General features: G+C 39.8%; 17 protein-coding genes and 1 tRNA gene. 7 read left to right on the forward strand and 11 right to left on the reverse strand.

Going from position 1 to position 19,950, the window contains the following annotated elements; all coding sequences use genetic code 11:
• Positions 1-27: 27 nt before the first annotated feature.
• The 3 genes from ACFX40_RS07210 to ACFX40_RS07220 form a co-directional block, all read right to left on the reverse strand.
• Positions 28-1,551: an ABC transporter permease/substrate-binding protein gene (locus ACFX40_RS07210; protein WP_028410980.1), complete on the reverse strand. Its 1,524-nt coding sequence runs from the start codon at positions 1,549-1,551 to the stop codon at positions 28-30.
• A complete protein-coding gene (locus tag ACFX40_RS07215) occupies positions 1,551-2,501 on the reverse strand; it encodes an ABC transporter ATP-binding protein (RefSeq protein WP_377254700.1) in 951 nt (316 codons plus the stop codon). The genes ACFX40_RS07210 and ACFX40_RS07215 overlap by 1 nt, the downstream gene beginning before the upstream one ends.
• Before the next feature lie 265 nt (positions 2,502-2,766).
• Positions 2,767-2,839: transfer RNA gene (locus tag ACFX40_RS07220), tRNA-Thr, on the reverse strand.
• Between the two features lie 210 nt (positions 2,840-3,049).
• Here ACFX40_RS07220 and ACFX40_RS07225 point away from each other — a divergent pair.
• Positions 3,050-4,102: an aromatic ring-hydroxylating oxygenase subunit alpha gene (locus ACFX40_RS07225; protein WP_063248321.1), complete on the forward strand. Its 1,053-nt coding sequence runs from the start codon at positions 3,050-3,052 to the stop codon at positions 4,100-4,102.
• A gap of 34 nt (positions 4,103-4,136) precedes the next feature.
• On the opposite strand, the gene ACFX40_RS07230 is transcribed toward ACFX40_RS07225, so the two are convergent.
• A complete protein-coding gene (locus tag ACFX40_RS07230; RefSeq protein ID WP_028410977.1) occupies positions 4,137-5,660 on the reverse strand; it encodes a DHA2 family efflux MFS transporter permease subunit in 1,524 nt (507 codons plus the stop codon).
• Positions 5,661-5,924: 264 nt separating this feature from the next.
• Here ACFX40_RS07230 and ACFX40_RS07235 point away from each other — a divergent pair, with 264 nt between their 5' ends.
• Positions 5,925-6,827, forward strand: coding sequence for a TetR/AcrR family transcriptional regulator (locus ACFX40_RS07235; protein WP_098433247.1), 903 nt, complete (start codon positions 5,925-5,927; stop codon positions 6,825-6,827).
• Between the two features lie 7 nt (positions 6,828-6,834).
• Here ACFX40_RS07235 and ACFX40_RS07240 read toward each other — a convergent pair whose 3' ends face one another.
• Positions 6,835-7,032, reverse strand: a complete 198-nt coding sequence (locus ACFX40_RS07240) for a hypothetical protein (RefSeq protein WP_240717348.1) — start codon at positions 7,030-7,032, stop codon at positions 6,835-6,837.
• A 137-nt stretch (positions 7,033-7,169) separates the two neighbouring features.
• On the reverse strand, positions 7,170-8,444 hold the full coding sequence (locus tag ACFX40_RS07245) for an ATP-binding protein (RefSeq protein WP_028410975.1): 1,275 nt from the start codon (positions 8,442-8,444) through the stop codon (positions 7,170-7,172).
• Positions 8,445-8,715: 271 nt separating this feature from the next.
• Between ACFX40_RS07245 and ACFX40_RS07250 the strand changes: the two genes are divergently transcribed.
• Together ACFX40_RS07250 and ACFX40_RS07255 are read left to right on the forward strand one after the other, a co-directional pair.
• A complete protein-coding gene (locus tag ACFX40_RS07250) occupies positions 8,716-9,480 on the forward strand; it encodes a sulfite exporter TauE/SafE family protein (RefSeq protein ID WP_025750122.1) in 765 nt (254 codons plus the stop codon).
• 234 nt (positions 9,481-9,714) lie between these two features.
• On the forward strand, positions 9,715-11,067 hold the full coding sequence (locus tag ACFX40_RS07255) for a cation:dicarboxylate symporter family transporter (protein WP_377254703.1): 1,353 nt from the start codon (positions 9,715-9,717) through the stop codon (positions 11,065-11,067).
• 27 nt (positions 11,068-11,094) lie between these two features.
• Here the strand turns inward: ACFX40_RS07255 and ACFX40_RS07260 are convergent, their stop codons facing one another.
• Positions 11,095-11,490 (reverse strand): hypothetical protein, encoded by a 396-nt coding sequence (locus ACFX40_RS07260; RefSeq protein WP_013058625.1) that lies wholly within the window; start codon positions 11,488-11,490, stop codon positions 11,095-11,097.
• Positions 11,491-11,560: 70 nt separating this feature from the next.
• The gene (locus ACFX40_RS07265; protein ID WP_377254706.1) at positions 11,561-12,532 is read right to left on the reverse strand and encodes an NAD(P)H-dependent flavin oxidoreductase; all 972 of its coding nucleotides are present in this window, start codon (positions 12,530-12,532) and stop codon (positions 11,561-11,563) included.
• A gap of 172 nt (positions 12,533-12,704) precedes the next feature.
• Between ACFX40_RS07265 and ACFX40_RS07270 the strand changes: the two genes are divergently transcribed.
• Together ACFX40_RS07270 and ACFX40_RS07275 are read left to right on the forward strand one after the other, a co-directional pair.
• The gene (locus tag ACFX40_RS07270; RefSeq protein WP_377254709.1) at positions 12,705-14,747 is read left to right on the forward strand and encodes a catalase; all 2,043 of its coding nucleotides are present in this window, start codon (positions 12,705-12,707) and stop codon (positions 14,745-14,747) included.
• Between the two features lie 123 nt (positions 14,748-14,870).
• Positions 14,871-15,584: a YoaK family protein gene (locus ACFX40_RS07275; RefSeq protein ID WP_377254712.1), complete on the forward strand. Its 714-nt coding sequence runs from the start codon at positions 14,871-14,873 to the stop codon at positions 15,582-15,584.
• Positions 15,585-15,610: 26 nt separating this feature from the next.
• On the opposite strand, the gene ACFX40_RS07280 is transcribed toward ACFX40_RS07275, so the two are convergent.
• A complete protein-coding gene (locus ACFX40_RS07280; RefSeq protein ID WP_028410970.1) occupies positions 15,611-16,108 on the reverse strand; it encodes a GNAT family N-acetyltransferase in 498 nt (165 codons plus the stop codon).
• 200 nt (positions 16,109-16,308) lie between these two features.
• Here ACFX40_RS07280 and ACFX40_RS07285 point away from each other — a divergent pair, with 200 nt between their 5' ends.
• Positions 16,309-16,890: a YitT family protein gene (locus ACFX40_RS07285; protein WP_013058630.1), complete on the forward strand. Its 582-nt coding sequence runs from the start codon at positions 16,309-16,311 to the stop codon at positions 16,888-16,890.
• A gap of 37 nt (positions 16,891-16,927) precedes the next feature.
• On the opposite strand, the gene ACFX40_RS07290 is transcribed toward ACFX40_RS07285, so the two are convergent.
• Entirely contained in the window at positions 16,928-17,908 is a 981-nt protein-coding gene (locus ACFX40_RS07290) for an LCP family protein (protein ID WP_176524065.1), read from the reverse strand.
• Between the two features lie 74 nt (positions 17,909-17,982).
• Positions 17,983-19,905: a lipoteichoic acid synthase gene (gene ltaS / locus ACFX40_RS07295; protein WP_028410968.1), complete on the reverse strand. Its 1,923-nt coding sequence runs from the start codon at positions 19,903-19,905 to the stop codon at positions 17,983-17,985.
• Between the last annotated feature and the right edge of the window lie 45 nt (positions 19,906-19,950).

Consider the following 19,950-nt stretch of genomic DNA (forward strand, 5'->3'; position numbering starts at 1 on the left):
TGTTGTCCTAGCTCTGTTTCTTCGTTTTTACTCTTTAATTAATCCTTTTTTCACTAAGAATTGATGAGCAACTTCTTCAGCCGTTTTTCCTTTCGCATTTACTTGATAGTTCATTTCACGCATTTCGTCATCACTGATTTTACCGCCCAGTTGATTTAAGATTTTTTTCAGTTCAGGGTGCTCTTTTAGCGTATCTTCACGAAGCACAGGCGCTCCTTGATACGGAGGGAAGAACTGCTGATCGTCTTTTAAGACTTTTAAACCAAACTGTTTGATTTCAGGGTCCGTTGCGTAAGCATCAAGCATGTTAATATCGCCTTTTTCTACAGCGCGATAGCGAAGCTTCGGCTCCATCGTTTTAATATTCGGGAAGGTAAGGCCATATTCTTTTTGAATGCCTACATAGCCGTCTTCACGATCTTTAAACTCAAGCGTAAATCCTGCTTTTACTTTATCTGTTGCATTTGCCAAATCTGAAACAGTCGTTAGATTGTTTTCTTTGGCAAATTCTTTTGTCACGGTCAATGTGTACGTATTATTAAACTTCATTGGATCTAAATAGACAAGGCCGAATTTCTTTTGAAATCCTTCTTTTGCCTGCTTGTACACCTCTGTTTCATCTTTGCTGTCCGGCTGTTCCTTTAGATGCGTCACAATGGCTGTACCCGTATATTCAGGGTACAAATCAATTTCCTTGTTACGCAGAGCCTCAAATACAAATACCGTTTTCCCAAGCGACGAACGAAGATTTACTTTCATATCGGTTTGATCTTCAATTAATTCTTTGTACATATTAATTAAAATATCTTGTTCTGCACCAATTTTCCCTCCGATAACAAGGTCTGGTTTTGTTGCGCTCATCGCTGCAAACGGAGAAACAAGAATGAGTATTAATACGAGGATCATAATAAACGAGCGTTTTTTGGACCCTTTTTTAGCTGAGTGTTCAATCGTTCGCAGAATTCCATCAAAAATAAGCGCTAATAATGCTGCTGGAATGGCTCCTAATAAAATCAAACTATTATCGCTTCGGTCAATACCAAGCAAAATTAAGCTTCCGAGTCCGCCCGCTCCGATAAGAGCCACGATTGTTGCTGTACCAATAATGAGTACCATCGCTGTGCGAATTCCGGCCATAATGACAGGAAGCGCTAGAGGAAGTTCTACTTTAATTAATCGTCTCCATGAGTTCATCCCCATGGCTTTGGATGCTTCAATTAAAGATGGGTCCACTTCTTTAATTCCGGTATATGTATTTCGTACAATAGGAAGAAGCGAATATAAAAACAGTGCAATAACCGCGGGAAAGGTTCCAATTCCGACAAGAGGAATCAGTAATCCTAATAAAGCGAGTGAAGGAATGGTTTGCAGTACGGCTGTTACACCAATGATCGGTTCAGCAATGCGGTCATGCCTCGTTAAGTACAGTCCGAGCGGCACTGAAATTAATACGGCGATAACAAGAGCCAGTACTGAAATTTGAATGTGTTCAAGAAGAGCTTGAAACAGTGCATCTCCTCGTTGATCTAATAATGTGCTTAGTGCATTCATTACAGCGTTTCTCCTTCTTTCGTTTTATCAGAAAGAAACGCTAATAGAGTTTTGCGCGTTACAACGCCAATACGTTTGCTCCCTTTTTTCACGGCTATTGCTTCATGGTCGTAAAGGGCGTCCATTGCCTGCTGAACAGTAGCGGTTGAAGCTAGCTCTTCAGTAGGTTCTACGTCTGGCTGTTCACTTTCTTTGACAAACATATCCAATGTCTCAAATAAAGTATTTCCTTGATTCCCAATAAATGTTTTTACAAATTCATTTTTAGGCTTTTGAATGAATTCCTCCGGGGTTCCAACTTGAACAATTTCCCCATCTTTCATTAGGCAGATACGATCTCCAAGCGTCATGGCTTCGCTCATATCGTGCGTAACAAACACAAATGTTTTTTTGATTTTTTCTTTTAAGCTAATAACATCTTGCTGAAGCTGTTCGCGGCTTAACGGATCGAGGGCACTAAAGGGTTCGTCCATTAAAATAACGGGGGGATCAGCTGCGAGGGCACGTGCTACACCTACACGTTGCTGCTGGCCACCTGAGAGCTCAGACGGCTTTCGGTTTCGATACTGCTTTGGGTCTAGTCCTACCAAGGTAAGCAGTTCATCAATGCGCGTCTTGATTTTATTTTTCTTCCAATGCTTCATCTCGGGTACAATGGCTATATTTTCAGCAATGGTCATATGAGGAAAAAGAGCAATCTGCTGTAGGACATAACCAATGTTCCAGCGTAGCTCATGTATGTTGTGGTCCGATACGAGCTTATCTTTTATGTATAGTTCTCCTTCGGTAATATCATGGAGACGGTTAATCATTTTTAAGGTGGTTGTTTTCCCACACCCACTCGGACCAATTAAAACGAAAAACTCTCCTTCTTTAATTTCTAGATTAATATTTTTCACGGCGGTCGTACCGTCTGGATATTGCTTTGACACATTCTTAAACGTAATCAAATTATCGTTCACACTCCCTGTTGAAATTTAAGCCCTAGTTTCGTGTACCCAATACTTAGAGGCAATAAACATTCTTTTAAGAATATTTCTAAATATGATTCATAAGACATAGTGGAAAAGATACACATATTTTCTCACAGCCTCCTAGTAAGGCTATCAAACTGTTAAAGTTTTCACAAGGCAGGAAAGAATAATTTGGAGAATAATTTTAAAGCCGACACAAATAAAAAAACCTTCTTTCAACAAGAAAGAAGGTTTTTTAGTATGCTAGCGACAGGGATCGAACCTGCGACCTCTTGCTTACCATGCAAGTGCTCTACCTACTGAGCTACACCAGCGTCTTGGAAAATTATATCACGTTTAAATTCATTTAGGAAGCGCTTTTTTAATTTTTTTTATTGATATATTCTCTAATTTGCGTCTTCTGAAATTCTCACTTTCTACAAAGTTCCATATTTTATGTTAGAACTCCTTACATAAATTGTGTGAATTTTCTTTTTTTATATTACCCTTAGTAAAAGAGCTTACAAAAGAAGGGAAGAAAATAGATGGAACAACAACCAACCATGACAAAATCAAAAACGGCAACTCCCTACCCAAGAGACTGCACGTTCAGCCTGGAAGATTGGACGACGCTCGCTAAGTATTGGTACCCCGTCGCACGCTGCAGTGATGTAACAGAGAAACCAACGTCCGTAAAACTGCTAGATGTAAATCTAGTTCTATACCGTACCACACACAAAGTAGTAGCAGCTCGTGATTTATGCGTTCACCGAGGCACCCCGCTTAGCATGGGCTGGGTGGAAGATGATGAAATTGTCTGTCCTTACCACGGCTTCCGCTATGCAACGGACGGCGCATGCACGTCGATTCCAGCTCACCCTGATGCCAACATTTCTCCCCGCTTGTGTATGGCCGTCTATCCAGTTATTGAACGATTTGGATTAGTGTGGACTTCCCTGACAGGAGAACAAGATAACCTGCCTTACTTCGATGCGTGGGAGGATCCTGATTTTCAGCAGATTGTTTGTCCGAGCTTTGATATCATGGGTTCGGCCGGTCGTCAAATGGAAGGCTTTTTAGACGTAGCTCATTTTGCCTGGGTTCACACGGACACATTTGGTGATCGAAACAACGCCTTTGTGCCTAAATATAAAGTAAGCGATACAGATTATGGGCTTCATGTAGAATATACAAGCACCGTGAGCAATTATTCCAAAGAACAGCAGCATTTAAATCCACCTGATTTTAAATGGCTTCGCGTCTTTGATGTTTATCCGCCGTTTACAGCTACGCTAAAAGTATACTTCCCAGAAGGCGCAGAGCTGTGGATTATGAATGCAGTCTCTCCTATTTCAGCCCGCGAAACACGTTTATTCGCACCAATCGCTCGAAACTTTGACAAAGATTCTCCCGTTGAAGGTGTGTATGACTTTAACCTTCGGGTCTTTGACGAAGACCGTGAAATGGTTGAAAACCAAAAGCCTGAAGACTTGCCTTTAGACCTGCAGATGGAAGCGCATATTATGGCTGATCAAACGTCCATCGGCTACCGGAAATTATTAAAGAAAATGGGCTTAAGCTTTAGATATACAAGCTAAAGAAATCCCCGCTGTCTCAGCGGGGATTTCTTTTTCATTTAGCAAACTGCTCGCGTCCTGCTTTTTCCTTTACCACTTCATCTTCACTTGCCGGCGTGGCGCGTTTCATAAACAATGAAAGAATTAAGGCAACCACCACTAGTACTACTGAGACGGCAAACGCATCGTTAATCCCTTGTACCATTGCCTGCATCCCAATCTGTTCTTTCATTTGAGCTGCCCCGGCTGCGGTTGCATTCGCTGCTCCCGCTCCGCTCATTGCATCTTGAGCGAGCTCTTTTGCATGCGTAGCCGTACGGTTTGACATCACCGTTACTAAAAGAGCCGAACCAATAGCTCCCGATACTTGTTGAAGCGTGTTATTCATCGCAGTACCATGAGGATTAAAGCGCTGCGGCAGCTGATTTAATCCGTTTGTCATAACCGGCATCATCACCATAGACATTCCGAACATGCGAAGCGTGTAAAGCGTAATGAGCGTTGTATACGTCGTATCAAGCTCTAAGTTACTGAAGAAATACGTCGTAACGGCTGTAATCGTTAGACCCGTTACAGCTAGTGCACGCGCTCCGAATTTATCAAATAATTTCCCGGTAATCGGTGACATCACGCCCATTAGCAGCGCACCTGGAAGCATTAGTAATCCTGAATGAAGCGGAGAAATGCCTCGTACCGTTTGAACATAAATTGGCATTAGCAGCATGGCTGAGAATAATGCCATTGTGATCACCATTGAAATCGTTGATGATAAAGCAAACATTGGATATTTAAAAATGCGGAATTCAAGCATAGGTGTTTTAAGCTTGAACTGACGCGTAATAAATAAAATCAGAGCCACAGCTCCTACGATAATCGTGCCGTACACTTCCACAGAATCCCAGCCTTTATCCCCTGCCGAGCTAAATCCGTATAGAAGTCCTCCAAATCCAATTGTAGATAACAAAAGAGATAAAAAATCCAAATTGATTTCCACTTTTTCTTTTTTGTCTTTTAATAGAAAGAAAGCCCCTATTAATACAATTGCAGCGATTGGCGTAACAAGGTGGAACAGCATTCTCCACTCATAGTGTTCAATTAGCCACCCTGATAAGGTAGGGCCAATTGCCGGAGCAAAAATCATAACTAAACCAAAAATCCCCATCGCAGCTCCGCGTTTTTCTAACGGAAAACTTGTGAGCAATACGTTCATTAAAAGCGGCATCATAATGGCTGCACCTGATGCTTGGATAATACGAGCGGTTAACAAGACCGAAAATACGGGCGAAGCACCGGCAAGTATTGTTCCTGCTGTAAATAAAGTCATCGCCGTTAAAAATAAGCCTCTGACAGAATAGCGCTGAATTAAAAAAGCGGTAGTTGGAATCATAATACCATTCACTAACATATAACCAGTAGAAAGCCACTGGACAGTTGACGTTGTCACATCTAAGTCTTTCATAATAGACGGAAGCGCCACATTTAATAACGTTTCATTCAACAATGAGATAAAAGCGCCAATTAACAAAATAGCAATTATGCCATAAGGCGGCTTTTCCATTTGATTTATCGATTGACTCATTATTGTACCTCCTTATACTATAAGTTCATTTTTTTAGACACATGTTCTACATAGAGTATATTATACTGTGAGTTCAATTTATGCAAGCGAAAAATCTTGCGTTCATGTCCTTTATTTTATCGACTTTTTCAGTTCTATAATCCTTTTATATCAATATATTGTCGTGATATCGTCCATTTTTTGAAAAGAACATTTGTGTAAACGTTTTAAATCATGTATCATAAAGTTGGACCATGAGTCTAATTTTACATTCAGGTGATAATAATGAATAACCGAAAAGAGCAAGTTGTAAAAAATGCACACCATCTCTTCGTTGAAAAAGGATTTCAAGCTACATCTATTCAAGACATCATTGATTATAGCGGCATTTCGAAAGGAACATTCTACAACTATTTTTCTTCAAAAAATGAATTATTAATCGCTGTTTTCACCTGGCTTCATACAACAATTGAACAAGAGCGGAATCAGCTGCTGGTTGGTAAAAGCCTGACCGATGTAGATGTATTTGTTAAACAGATTGATGCACAGATGAAAAACCATCATAAACATAAATTTTTCACATTACTTGAAGAAGTATTTGTTTCCAATGATCCCGATTTAAAAGCATACATAAAAAAAACCCAGTTTGTTGAAGTAAACTGGGTTTACAAGCGGTTCATTGATTTATTTGGACAAGAAAAGAAACCGTACCTGCTAGATTGTGCAATTATGTTTCTTGGCATGCTTCATCGCAACTTTCACTATAATTTTATGGTTAACGGCACAAATACTGACCCGCATGAGATCATAAGCTACAGTGTCAAGCGCCTGCTTCCTCTTGTAGACGAAGTAGCAAATTCAAGAGACATTTTGCTCGATCCGCAAACGATTAAAGAATGGCTTCCATCTTGCCCGAATACTAAAAATCAAATAGAACAGGACATTTCCGCAGCACTTATCGATTTAAAAAAACAGGTTCACAAACAATTTACGGATGAATTCGAACGTCAAAAATGCACAGAGCTTATTAGTTTTATTGAAGAAGAGCTGTTTAAACAATCAAATCCCCGCAAGTTTGTTGTTGATAGTGCCCTTCAATCGTTAGAGCAGCTGTCTGTCGACGAAAGTAAGACAACGCTAGAGGATTTACAGACGATGATTGATCAGTATGTGAGTGAACTTCATTAAAAAGAGATTAAGACGTAACTAAATCATTCCAATTTAAAGTCGAATAAATGGGATACATGAGCTGAATCGCTTGAGACATCGCAGTTAATTTCCGTGCAAGACTTCGCTTTCTGCGGGCGGCCGGTAAGCCTCCTCGTCGCGTACGCTCCTGTGGGCTCTCACCTGTGCCGCTTTTCCTGCAGGAGTCTTCGCCTTGCCCTCCCATCAACCGCTAGAAGCGACTAAATAGATGAAACCTACATTTACCCTGCCAATGAAAAAATCCGAATGCGTTTGATTCTCCCTCAAGAATCAAACGCATTCGGATCTTCCTTCAACTAAATAACTTTTGTCCCGACCTTTTTATTCACAAAGTGGAAACTCAAGTGAAAAGCACGTTTCTTTTCCTTTTACGCTAGACACACTCACTTTTCCCTTCATATAATGAATAATGCTGAAAGATACCATCGTTCCAAGTCCCGTACCTTTTTCTTTTGTTGTAAAATACGGTTCACCTAGCCGGTTGATTTGTTCTTGCGTCATGCCGCAGCCCGTATCAATAATATCCACAATAACAGCTCCGCCTTCTTTTCCTACTTTAATAGTTAACGTGCCTCCGTCTTGCATCGCTTCAATACTATTTTTAAATAAATTGATTAAACACTGCTGAAGCTTTCTTCTTTCTCCCATTACGAAGCACTTCACTTCTTCATCAAATGTAAAATCAATCGCGACTCCATTCATATTAGCAAGAGGAGTCATAATATGGGTGACGTGATGGATCTCTTCTGAAATATTCATTTTTTCATTTCGTTCTGGTGCAGAATTGGCAAACAGCAAGTAATCATCAATGATTTCTTTTGCGCGGTCTAGTTCATTAATCGCAATGGAAATGTAGCGTTTTTTAGCAGGTTCTTTTTCATCTTCTTGCAGCATTTGCATAAATCCTCTGCTTGCCGTTAGAGGATTTCGTACTTCATGAGAGATGCTGGCAGCTAAATGACTGACAATTTCTAGTTTCTCTGCTTTCATCAGGCGCTGCAGCACTAGTAAATTTGCCCGTATCGCTTCCCACAGTATGGTAATTACAAACATGCCTGCTACATCTAAAATCGCGAATTGAACCCACACGCTAATAGGAATGCTTGTGACGTGCAAGACAAAAATAGATACAAGCATAGCTAATAAAGAACCGATTATACTAAGACAGGTGCTCACGATAATTCTATTTTTTAATGAGAAATGTAAAAAGTATTTTGTTAGGAAAAATAAAGGAATGGATAAAATCGGAAGAGCAATTAATGTTGATAAAAACCCTACATCATACCCGCCAATTAGCAAGCGCAGCAGTAAAATAAAGACAAAAAGCAAGCTTCCTAGCGGCCAGCCTCCATATAACGTTCCTAAAATATAAGGAATTCTTCGAAGATCCATTCGATAGTCATCCGGGACATAAGCTCCGTTAACCGGAAACAAAAGGCAGAAGGTAATAGCTAAAATCGGAAATACCGCGATATAACGATCTTTCCACCAATGAATTTTTTTAGCATACTTGATTAAATAAAACATCTGTACTAAAAACAGCGCCAATAAAATAAATAAAAAATTAATTAACAAATCTTTCGTGACAAAACTCATGCATTCACCGGTCTTTCAAATGAGATAAAAATAAACTCTTTTATTGCATTTACATTTGTAACACAAATTAGAGCGTAATCATAGATAAATAAACGTATTCTATTTACTTTTTTACAACTTCCTATCACTTTATCGTCCGTTCCCTAAAATAGTGAAGGCTAAGAAAACCTTTTCAACTTCACTAAAAATATTCAGAATTTTATTTACATATGAGCTACAATGCTCTATAATCAGATCAATGTACTTGGTTTTGAGAGTAGGAGGACGAAATATGGAACTATCAATTACCTTAATGGGATTATTCGTTGGAACCCTTGTAGGCTTAACGGGGGTTGGAGGTGCCGCTTTATTAACACCTTTACTGATTGTTCTCGGCATTAACCCTTCCATTGCCGTAGGAACAGATCTTGTCTACAATTCTATCACAAAATTATTCGGAGTCGCTCAGCACTACAAACAGCGAACCATTAACTTTAAATTAGCAAAATATTTAGCCTTCGGAAGTATTCCGAGCGCTGTGCTGGCTATTGTCACACTTCATGCATTTCCATCTTTTCACGAGCATCAAGAAACGATTATTAAGCACGCTCTTGGATACGTCATGACACTGGTTGCCATTTCAATTATCTTTCGCGTCTTTTTTGATAAATTAATTCGTCCAAATCGGTTTCAAGAAATGGACTTAAATCAGAAAAAAGGATTAACAATCGGAATTGGCGTAGTCTTTGGATTCATTGTCGGACTAACATCGATTGGGTCGGGCTCATTATTTGCGATTGCGATGCTGTACTTATTTAAGCTCAAAACATCTGAGCTGGTTGGAACTGATATTGCACACGCGTTTCTTCTCGTTACGGTGGCTGGTATTTTAAATGCAAGCTTTGGAAGCGTGGATTACATGTTGACTGCTAACCTATTAACTGGATCTATTCCAGGTGTGTTAATCGGAAGCCGTTTATCAACGAAAGTGCCTTCAAGACCGCTTCAAGCCATTATGGCAACCATCATTCTAATTAGCGGAATTAAATTAATTTAACTAATAAAAAGCACATGCCTTTGCATGTGCTTTTTATTAGTTTTTTTAAAGATCTGCATTAAAAATAATAATGTTTTAAACCACTTCCTTTCCCTTCTTATACACTTCAACTAATATTTTTATTGAATTTTAGTCAAAGAGACCAATGACACTCCAAACAACCTTACGTTAAAATGTAAAAAAACATTACATCTATTGTGATATTTTAAAAATTGTACGACGAAGGGAGAACACATGACACAAGCAGCGGCAAAAAGTAAGCAAAAACCTTCTTATAAAGGTCTTTTCTTTCAAATTATGATGGCAATTGTACTTGGAATAGCCGTAGGATATCTGTGGCCAGGCTTTGGAAATGCTGTGAAACCGATTGGAGACGGTTTTATTAAGCTTATCAAAATGCTGATTGCTCCTCTTATTTTTGGAGTAGTAGTTGTTGGAATTGCCAAGGTTGGAAACATTAAAACAGTTGGGCGTATCGGCGGAAAAACCATTCTTTACTTCGAAATTGTCACAACATTCGCTCTATTGATCGGTCTATTAGTAGCAAACGTAATGAATCCCGGCACCGGTATGAATGTTGATCCTTCAAGCTTAAGCACAAGCGAAGTAGACGCGAAGACTAACGGCTCCGAACTTCCGAGTGAAGGTGATTTTTTTCTTAATATGATTCCAGACAGTGCAGTTGGTGCTTTTTCAAGCAACTCCATGCTTCAAGTACTTTTAATTTCTTGTTTGTTTGGCATCGCGCTTGTCCATATAGGTGGAAAAACAGCAGAGACCCTTTTAAATGTATTGGAAAAAGTAAATGATGTGTTGTTTAAAATTATGGGATACATTATGAAATTAACGGCTCTTGCCACGTTTAGTGCCATGGCATTTGCAGTTAGTCAGTACGGTCTTGGAACACTTGCTGCATTCGGAAAGCTATTTATCGCTATGACAATTGCTTGTCTCGCATTTGTTCTCGTTTTAGCTGTTATTTTACGAATCTATTTAAAATTAAGTTTGTGGAAAGTCATTCTATATATACGAGAAGAAATTATGCTGGCATTTGCTACGGGTTCCACTGAAGCCGTTATGCCGCAGCTCATGGATAAATTCGAACAAGCAGGATGCAACAAAGCAGTCGTTGGCCTTGTTGTACCTACGGGCTATTCGTTTAATCTAGACGGTGCTTCCATTTACTTGTCTCTCGCCCTCGTCTTTTTAGCACAAGCAACGGGCGTGGATTTGAGCCTCACTGATCAGCTTTTAATGCTTGGTGTTCTTCTTCTTACATCTAAAGGAATGGCTGGCATTCCAGGCTCAGCCTTTGTTGCTCTCTCTGCTACTGCAGCAGCAACCGGATCCATTCCCGTAGCAGCCGTTGCTCTGATGCTCGCTCCTGATCGCTTTATGGGTAATTACCGGACCACAGTTAATATTATTGGTTATGCAGTAGCTGCTTTTATTATCGCACAATGGGAAAATTTATTAGATCTACAAAAAGCAAATGATGTGCTGGACGGAAAAATTGCGTATCAGCCCAAAAATGCTGAAATTTCTCTCCCAGAGAGTATTCCAGCCGCCAATGAAAAAGCAATTTAACAAAAAAATTTCCTGGCCGAGACAAGTCTATTTTGCTTGTTTTTCGGGCAGGAATTTAATTGTTACATGAAAGGCCTTTTGCTGAAACTTATTTTCTTCGAGTATTTTATATACCATTTGTTTAATCGTTTCTTGCGTTTTGGCATCAGCTGAAACGGAAGGCTCCATATACACATCCAGCTCTACTCTGTCTTTTGAATAAAGGGAAGAATTCACGCCCCTTGATTCATAGCCCGCTTCAGTTAAACCGCTGCTGATTTTATGCCAAATATCCAGTTTGTCCATTTGTTTAATAACAGGCTTTGCTTCTTCGTACACTTGTGCTTGCTGAGTCTTGAAAACTTCTTCTTTTTTAGTGAAAACTGCATACCCTGAACCTACTACTAAAAACGTCATAATAGCAAATGCTCGCATCCTTTTCATTCTCTCACCTCATTTAGAGATATAGATTATAAATATGCGAATAATTGCTGCAGTATGACGGCTTGTATCTCTACTTCTTTTCTACGATACTCAGCAGTCGTTCAGAACCGGCTTCTACTTCTTCTCTCATACTGTCAAAAAGCTCTTGCACCGTTGGGATACTATCAATCAGTCCAACGATTTGGCCTGCCCATCCATAGCCTTCATCAATTTTATTTTCATAAATATACCTGCAGTTTGCCCCTCCGCTAATGACGTCTTTTAACTCTTCGTACCTCTCTCCTTGCTCCTCACGCTTAATAATGTCAAGAGTGTAGTGGGACTTCAATACGCGTCCAGGTGCTCCGAACGAACGTTTAATAACCACAGTATCCGTTTCTTTCGCTTCTATAATGGCTTGTTTATACGCATCATGGGCATCTACACATTCTTTTGTCGCAATAAAACGTGTTCCCATTTCTATCCCTTCAGCGCCTAATGATAACGCTGCCAATAATCCTTGTCCGTTTCCAATCCCTCCGCTTGCTAGGACCGGAATTGACACAGCCGCAGCTACTCGAGGAATTAATACCATTGTGCCTAGATCCTCACGTCCGATATGTCCTCCTGCTTCTTGCCCCACTGCCATGACAGCATCTGCTCCCAGCTTCTCAGCTTTTTGAGCTTGACGCACGTTGGCTACCAGTACGAGCGTTTTAATTCCCGTTCCTTTTAATCTCTCAAAAATAGGTGCGGGATTTGCTCCTGTTATGGAAACAACCGGCACACTTTCTTCTACTGCTACGTCGAGAAGTTCTTTATAAGAACCTTCTGTTTGACCTCCAACAGCAAAATTAACGCCAAAAGGACGCGAAGTTAAAGAACGTACTTTTTTAATTTCAGCTCGAAGTTTCTCAGGCGTTCGGAGCGTCATAGCCGTAATTTGTCCAAGCCCGCCTGCATTTGAGACAGCAGCCGCAAGTTCTGCGTACGCTAAATACGCAAGACCTCCTTGTACAATTGGATATTGAATCCCTAATAAATCTGTTACCCGTGTTTTCATCTATGTATCCCCTCTCCTTTTATTTTTGTATTTATGAATACTTATTCATAATCATAACAAGAAAATAACGGATTTCCTACGAAAAAATTCCAACATTTCTGTTTGCTTCAACTTTTGATAGGGTACACATTTTGTAATGATTATTAACTGAAGATCAAGGAGGAAGACATGTATGACAAAAAAGCACCCTGTAAATGAAAAAAGCAAGCAAGAACAGCTCGAGCAGTTTAAAACAGATGATCGAAACCAAGCGCTCACAACCAATCAAGGGTTAAAGCTTTCCGAAGATGAATTTTCTTTAAAAGCAGGTGAACGCGGTCCAACCCTTATGGAAGACTTTCATTTCCGTGAAAAAATGACGCATTTTGACCACGAGCGCATTCCTGAACGCATCGTTCATGCACGAGGCTTTGCTGCTCACGGAGAATTTGAACTGTATGACTCGCTCAGTGAATATACAAAAGCTAAATTTTTACAGAATCCGTCTGTAAAAACACCTGTATTTGTCCGTTTTTCTACTGTAGCAGGTTCTAAAGGTTCAGCTGAAACGGTGCGCGACGCCCGTGGTTTTGCAACAAAATTTTATACAGAAGAAGGAAACTATGACTTAGTTGGAAATAACATTCCCGTGTTCTTTATCCAAGATGCGATCAAATTCCCAGATTTAATTCACGCTGTTAAGCCTGAGCCACACAATGAAATGCCGCAGGCAGCTTCAGCACATGATACGTTTTGGGATTTTGTCGCCAATAACCAAGAGTCTGCTCACATGGTCATGTGGTCAATGTCAGACCGTGCAATTCCACGCAGTTTGCGTATGATGGAAGGCTTCGGCGTACATACTTTTCGCTTAGTTAATGCAGAAGGAAAAGCTCATTTTGTCAAATTCCACTGGAAGCCTGTGCTCGGAACGCATTCCCTTGTTTGGGACGAGGCTCAAACAATTTCTGGGAAAGACCCTGATTTTCATCGCCGCGATTTATGGGAATCGATTGAAAACGGGGACTATCCTGAATATGAGCTAGGTATTCAAATCATAGATGAAGAAGATGAATTTAAGTTCGACTTTGACATTCTCGATCCAACTAAGCTTTGGCCAGAAGAAGACATTCCCGTCAAATTGGTTGGAAAAATGACCTTAAATCGAAATGTAGACAACGTATTTGCCGAAACGGAACAAGTCGCATTCCATCCGGGGCATGTGGTACCGGGAATTGATTTTTCCAATGACCCTCTCTTACAAGGAAGATTGTTTTCATACACGGATACCCAGCTTATTCGTCTTGGTGGTCCGAATTTTCACGAACTTCCAATCAACCGTCCAGTATGCCCGTTTCATAACAATCAACGAGACGGTTACGGACGTCAAACGATTAACAAAGGGCCTGTCAGCTATCACAGAAACTCTCTAGCATCCAATACCCCGGCTCCTGTACCAGAGTCAGAGGGCGGTTATGCTCACTATCAAGAAAAAGTGGAAGGAAGAAAAGTTCGAAGCCGAAGCGAAAGTTTTAAAGACCACTTTTCACAGGCAACGCTATTTTGGAATAGCATGAGCGACACTGAAAAAGAGCATATTATTAGTGCTTTTAGCTTTGAGCTTGGAAAAGTGAAAAGCAAGTCTGTTCAGCAGCAAGTTGTTGATATGTTTGCCAACGTCAGTACAGTGCTAGCTAAACAAGTAGCACAAGCGATTGGTGCAACGCCTCCATCAGGAACAGACGCGCCAGTGACCAAGTCATCTCCGGCTCTTAGTCAGGAACAGACGATTCAAAAGCCGAATACGCGTAAAGTAGCTGTCATTGTAGCGAATGACTTTAGCAGTGACCTACCACAAGTGTTAAACAGTTTAAAACAACAGGGCATTCAGCCTGAAATTGTAAGCACAACCCTCCAAAACGTAAAAGGAACAGACGGGTCAGAACTTGAAGTACAGCACACGTTCTTAACAAGTGATTCTGTTTTATTCGATGCGGTTTATGTTGTCGGAAACGCCTCGGCTGATGAGAAGTTTCGTAAAGAAGCACTGACGTTTGCTCAAGAAGCATTCGAGCATTTTAAACCAATTGGCGCGACGGATGAAGGTGTTAAGTGGCTAAAAGCTGCTAGTTTAGATAGCAGTCCCGGTGTCGTAACTGGAGAAACTACACGCTTTACAGATGAATTTATTGAAGCTATTTCAGCTCACCGCCACTGGAATCGTCACGTTATATAAATGACAAAAAAGATAGGGACCTACCCTATCTTTTTTCTATGAAATCGCAGTAATTGAAGAAAAGCTTCTCTTTTGCTTATACTAGATAATGCACCTTAGATTTTCAGGAGGCAGAAAGAAGACATGCTCACAAATAAATCATCTTACTTTTTACAATTAACGAAACGATTCAAAAAAGCTGCAACGGCAAATTCAGTTATCCTTGGAATTTTGTTAGCTATTGTGGGAGGTTTTCTTGATGCTTATACGTATATAAGCAGAAACGGAGTATTCGCAAATGCACAAAGTGGAAATATCGTCTTATTAGGTGTAAAGGCAGCACAAGGTCAATGGACAGAAGCTTTTCTTCATATCCCCCCTATTGTAGCCTTTATCCTAGGTATTGCTGTAACCGAAACATTTAAGCAGCCGCGATTTGTATCTGTACTCCCTGATACTTCTCGTATCGTATTGCTTTTAGAAATTGTCGTACTCATTATCGTTGGTTTTTTACCGTCTAGTGTTTCTAATATGTTGGTTACAGTAACAATTTCATTTGTTGCTGCTCTTCAAGTTTCTTCATTTAGAACTTTGATAAAATGGTCATATAATACAACCATGACAACCGGAAACCTTCGTACTGCTTCTCAAGCAGCATACTATGCTATATTCAAACGCGATGAAAACGCTGCTTATCAGTGCCTTCGTTTTACCGCCATTATCCTCTCTTTTTTGAGCGGTGCATTGTTAGGTTCTATTTCTACTTTTACCCTGGGGACAAAAGCAGTTTGGCTAGCTTCTGCTATTCTTTTTCTCGCTTTTGTCATTTTAAATTCAGAATCTCAAAAAAGCCTTTGAAATCAATGATTTCAAAGGCTTTTTTATTAAACGGATTTTCTAAATGCCATAACATGCAAATCTTTTACCGGATAAAAATCGTTATCAGGAAAGCGAACGTAACCTCTTTTAGTGTACAGCTTAATGGCATGTTCCATTGAATGATCTGTATGTAAACCTAAATAAGAACACCCTAGCTCCCGAGATTTTTTTTCACACGCTTCAAGAAGCGCGTTGGCGACTCCTTTTCGGCGATGAGACGGAGCAACTGCCAGCAGACGAATTTCGGCCCATGGAAATGGCTTTAACAATCCTCCGTATACATCCGTATTCGGCGGATAAAACAAAACGCTTCCTGCCATTTCTCCATCGATTTCAGCTACAATGCACTCAAATTTCTTTTCTTCACTCAGGGTATGTAAAATTCCCTTTCGATATCTTTTCCAGTGTGCTTCTGATTTTACAGCTGCATACTGCTCATAAGCAGCAAGCGTCACTGTTTCAATAAATGATGTTTCTTCTTCTCTAGCTTTTCGAACGATCAATTTTTTCTCCTCCATTTACCTTCTTCGTTAGTTCTTATTGTCTATGGTGAACCATGTTTATGCAACACATTTGCATTTTCAAACAGCTTCCTTTGCATATATTTAATCCGTTCATTATGGTTTCTAAAGCGGTCTTTGTGCTGAAACTCTGCTTGTCTTCATATACATATAAAGAGATTCATAGACAAGGATGAGACAGCATGTATAAAAAATTGATTGCAATTGGAATTGGCAGTGTGTTTGTTAGTATTGGAATTAACGTTTTTATTCTTCCGCTTCAGCTTGTAACAGGAGGCATTACGGGAATTAGTTTAATCATTAATTATTTACTCGGCTATAAAGTAGGTGTGATGATTTTTTGCTTGAACTTGCCGATTTACCTTCTCGCCCTAGGTTTTAACCGCTCTTATTTTTTAAATGCTATCTATGGCATGGTTCTCTCAGCCGTTATGATTGATTTGTTGTTTCCGCTTCACGGGATTTTTCACCTTCCCATTATCTTAAGCGCTTGCCTTGGAGGTGTTTTTAACGGAATTGGAACCGGCATCATGCTCCGGCAGCACGCAAGTCAAGGCGGGGTCGACTTATTTTCTCTGATACTTGCGAAATGGTTATCTTTAAACCCCGGCATCATTATTTTAGTGATTGACGCATCTATTATTATTTCAGGTATTTTACTGCTTCAAAACGATACAGCTATTTATTCATTATTCATTGTTGTATGCTCCGGTATAGTGACCAGTTTAATTACGTCATTCAAACGCATCATCGTCTATGTATAAGGAAAAAGCCTCGAGAAATGCATCTCGAGGCTTTTCTTTATTTGTCATTTAAGAATTCTTGCAGCGCTTCTTTATTTTTGTCTAAATCAATATCAAGCACCATACCCACACCGCTATACGTTTTGTTTTCAAACGATCCGTCTAACGGCAGTCGCAGGCTTTGAACATCTTTCATGTTTCCTGTTACCACATCTTTAGCCAGAAGCATCATGCTTTTTGTATCTAAATTTGTATCGATATAAGGATCCATTACGCCGAGAAGCTTCGGTATTTTAAACACGCTGTTTAGGCTTGCTACTTCTTCTTTAAGCTTTAAAACGACTTCTTGCTGGCGCTGAACGCGTCCAAAATCACTCATGTTATCATGACGAAAACGCACGTAGCCAAGCAGTTGTTCACCGTGTAAAACTTGGGTACCTTTGTGAAGCGTCATACCAATTCCTGAAGACATATCGTGAGGCACGGTTACTTTAATGCCATCAGGTGCAATCGTATCTACAATTTTTGAAAACCCTTCGAAGTCCACAACTGCATAATAGTTAATATCGATATCAAAATTTTGTTTGATCGTTTGACGCAGCAGCTCAGGACCTCCGAACGCGTAAGCAGCATTCAGCTTTTGCTTGCCGTGTCCTGGAATATCCACGTACATATCCCTCATAAGGGAAACAATTTTCGGGTGTTTGCTTTTAGAATCGTAGTGAGCAATTAAAATAGAGTCTGTACGAGAATGCTTTTCCCCGCGCGAGTCACTTCCTAACAGCAGCATATTTACTTCTCCGTTATTTGGGAGACTGCCTTGAAACTGTTCAAATGTCGTGCCGTCATCCGCAAATTTACCATCGCTTGCCATCGATAGCCCTTGCTTATATTGGAAATAGCTGTATATGCCTCCAATGATAAGAAAAAGAAACAACAAAGCAAAGAACACTCTGCCCCATCGAACTCTTCTTCTTCTTTTGCGTCTTGTTCGCTCCACGTTTCTGTCACCAGCTTTCTTTTTCAATGAAGTTCTCATAAAACAAGCAAGTAGCTAAGCTTTTAAAAAGCTCCTCTACTTGCTTGTTTGGATTGTATGGTTGAAAGCTTACATTACTTTTCTGTTTCCTGGTCTTTTCCATACATGTATTTTGATGGATCGACCGGTTTGAAGTCATCTAATTTATTAAATCGTAATAAATCACCGTATAACACTTTATCAGAAAGTTCTAGCTCTCTTCCAACTTTCTTTTTATAAGCTTTCGCTTCGTCTGTTGCTGTGATTCTTTCTCCCGTGTTTGTATCGTAATACTTGCCGTCAATTGACGTGTATTTCGGAGAAACATAATCACCGTTTCTAAATGCTACTACCTGATCATGGTCTTTTGATAATAAATCTGTACCGAATTGAACATACTCTTTACTATCAATTCCTACTAAGTGAAGAAGCGTAGGTACTACGTCAATTTCACCGCCGTACGTATGGTTCACTCCACCTTTTACGCCTGGTACGTGAAGGAAGAACGGTACGCGTTGAAGCTGAGCGTTTTTATATGGCGTAATTTTCTCGCCAAGAACTTTTTCCATTGCTTTGTTATGATTTTCAGAAATACCGTAGTGGTCACCGTAAATCATAATAACTGAGTTGTCATATAAGCCTGAAGCTTTTAGCTCTGTAAAGAATTCTTGCAGTGATTCATCCAAATAACGAGCCGTTTGGAAATAACGGTCTACCGTTCCATCTCCTGTGTTTGCCGGCTCAATGCTAGCATCGCCTTTATCAAGGACAAATGGGAAATGGTTTGTTAATGTAATCATATGCGCATAGAAAGGCTGCTTCAATGACTGTAGCATTGGCATAGATTCTTTGAAGAATGGCTTATCTTTTAATCCATAGTTTACTTTGTTATCACCAGTCATATTGTAATAACTTGCGTCAAAGAATTTATCCACACCGAACTGTTTATAAATTTCATTACGGTTCCAGAACGTTTTATAGTCTCCGTGTAAAACGGCACTTGTATAGCCGCCCTCTTGATCTAAGATCGCTGGTGCTGCTTGGTACGTGTTGCGGCCTTTTAAGCTAAATGCTGATCCTTGAGGCAAGCCGTATAATGATGTATCCATCATAAGCTCTGCATCAGCTGTCTTACCTTGTCCTGTTTGATGGAAGAAGTTATCAAAATACATAAATTCATTTCCATTTGCTAATGAGTTTAAAAACGGCGTTACTTCTTGCCCGTTTAACTTGTAGTTAATCAGGAATGACTGAAATGATTCTAGATGAATTTTAATAATGTTTTTTCCTTTTGCTTTACCGGCATACTCAATATTTGGAGCTGCATAGTGACTTGTACTGAAGTTTTTCACTGTTGTTAAGTCATCACTGCTTGCGAATGCTCGCTGCTTTGAGTTTTTAAACGTTTGAACTGCATCATACACCGTGTAGTTGTATGCTCCTAAATATTTCACTAGGTAGTTGCGATCAAATGTTCTTGTTAGTAATTCAGGGCGATCTTTTTCAGCATAGTGCAAGTTAATTGCAAAAGCGATAGCTCCTGCCGCTAGTACCATGAACGTATAGCGGAATTTAAGGCGTGCTTTTGGCCATTCGATTTTTCTAACAAACAATAGCGCAATCAGTAAAACGATATCTACAAAGTAAAAAATATCGTGAGCTTTTACTAAATCAGCGATACTGCCTCCTAAATGACCCGCATTGCTTGTTTGCGTTAAAGTAGGCAATGTCACAAAGTCATTGAAGAATCGATAATATAAAATATTGCTGTACAAAATGACCGTCATGATTGTACTAAGGATAAGCGTCCAAACGATGGCTCTTTTCCCTTTTGCAAACAATGCTAACCCTAAAAAGATCAAAGTTGAACTAATTGGATTAATAAACAATAACGTTTTTTGCATTGAGTCACTTATATCTAAGTTGAACTCCACTTTGTAAGACATGTAAGACTTGATCCACATGAATAAAACCGCTATAAAAAAGTAAAACAACGGCTTTGAAAATAGTTTTTTCATTTTCAAATTCCTTTCACTAAAAAGTAGAGATTTCATGTTCAGCTA

The sequence above is a fragment of the Priestia sp. YIM B13552 genome, assembly GCF_042787775.1.
Classification (GTDB): domain Bacteria; phylum Bacillota; class Bacilli; order Bacillales; family Bacillaceae_H; genus Priestia; species Priestia megaterium_E.